The 1,902-nt window shown below is 66.1% G+C and carries 2 pseudogenes; both read left to right on the top strand.

The features are described from left to right. Positions 1-35 precede the first annotated feature (35 nt). A pseudogene (locus MFF42_RS25725) lies at positions 36-1,214 on the top strand (DNA-directed RNA polymerase subunit beta); the annotation flags it as partial. Between the two features lie 177 nt (positions 1,215-1,391). Then, a pseudogene (locus tag MFF42_RS25730) lies at positions 1,392-1,902 on the top strand (DNA-directed RNA polymerase subunit beta'); the annotation flags it as partial.

Consider the following 1,902-nt stretch of genomic DNA (forward strand, 5'->3'; position numbering starts at 1 on the left):
ACTGGCCGATCAGCACCTCGGCGAGACGCGCGTAGGTGCTGATCGGCCAGTCGCCGATCGCCGGCCCGAAGGGCTTCCGCAAGGACACCACGCTGACCCGCGAGATCATCAGCGAGTATCCCCGCTCGCAATGGTGGCAGTTCGCCGTCGTCGACGACCGTCTGATGACGGAGATCGAGGCGATGCAGAAGCAGTACGACGAGTCGAAGAAGCGCCTGGAGCAGCGCTTCCTCGACAAGGTCGAGAAGCTGCAGCGCGGCGACGAGCTTCCGCCCGGCGTCATGAAGATGGTCAAGGTCTTCGTGGCGGTGAAGCGCAAGATCCAGCCCGGCGACAAGATGGCCGGCCGCCACGGCAACAAGGGCGTCGTGTCGCGCATCGTGCCGATCGAGGACATGCCGTTCCTCGAGGACGGGACGCATGCCGACATCGTGCTCAACCCGCTCGGCGTGCCCTCGCGCATGAACGTGGGTCAGATCCTGGAGACCCACCTCGGCTGGGCGGCTGCGGGCTTGGGTCGCAAGGTGGCGAAGGCGGTCGATGCCTATCTGAAGACGCAGGATATCGGCCCGCTGAAGGAGGAGATGAAGGCGATCTACTCCCCCGCGGAGCTGGAGGGCCTGTCGGACGAGGATCTGGCGGAGGCCGGCAACAACGTCCGCCGCGGCGTGCCGATGGCGACCCCGGTGTTCAACGGCGCCAAGGAAGCCGACATCGAGACGATGCTGGAGATGGCCGGGCTCGACCGCTCGGCGCAGTCGACCCTCTACGACGGTCGCACCGGCGAGCCCTTCGACCGCAAGGTGACGATGGGCTACATCTACATGCTGAAGCTGCACCACCTCGTGGACGACAAGATCCACGCGCGCTCGATCGGCCCGTACTCGCTCGTCACCCAGCAGCCGCTGGGCGGCAAGGCGCAGTTCGGCGGCCAGCGCTTCGGTGAGATGGAGGTCTGGGCGCTGGAGGCCTACGGCGCGGCCTACACGCTGCAGGAGATGCTGACGGTGAAGTCGGACGACGTGGCCGGCCGCACCAAGGTCTACGAGGCGATCGTCCGCGGCGACGACACCTTCGAGGCCGGCATCCCCGAATCGTTCAACGTGCTCGTCAAGGAGATGCGCTCGCTCGGCCTCAACGTCGAGCTGACGAACTCCAAGCAGAACGCCTCGAACGACCAGCAGATCGAGCCGCCGGCCGAGGCGGCCGAGTAACGACCGTATCACCTCCCGCGGCGGCGCCTCCCACGAGGCGTCGCCGCGGTCGAGCGGGAAGGGGCGGGGCCTTCCACGACACGATGACGGCCAGCGGCGCTCCGGACGAGCGCGGCGCCATGAGGATCAAGCCGTGACTGCCCAGGCGCGGGGCAGCCGGCGAGCAAGGAGCGGATCATGAACCAAGAGGTCATGAACCTTTTCAATCAGCAGGCCCAGCCGCAGAGCTTCGACCAGATCAAGATCTCGATCTCGAGCCCTGAGAAGATCCTCTCGTGGTCCTACGGCGAGATCAAGAAGCCCGAGACGATCAACTACCGGACCTTCAAGCCCGAGCGCGACGGCCTGTTCTGCGCGCGCATCTTCGGGCCGATCAAGGACTACGAGTGCTTGTGCGGCAAGTACAAGCGCATGAAGTACAAGGGCGTCATCTGCGAGAAGTGCGGCGTCGAGGTCACCCTCGCGCGCGTCCGGCGCGACCGCATGGGCCATATCGAGCTGGCCGCCCCCGTCGCCCATATCTGGTTCCTGAAGTCGCTGCCCTCGCGCATCGGCCTGCTGCTCGACATGGCGCTCAAGGACCTTGAGCGCATCCTCTACTTCGAGTCCTACGTCGTCATCGAGCCGGGCCTCACCCCCCTCAAGGAGCGTCAGCTCCTGTCGGAGGAGGAGTACCTGCGCGCGCAGG

This window comes from Methylorubrum podarium, from assembly GCF_022179745.1.
Classification (GTDB): domain Bacteria; phylum Pseudomonadota; class Alphaproteobacteria; order Rhizobiales; family Beijerinckiaceae; genus Methylobacterium; species Methylobacterium podarium.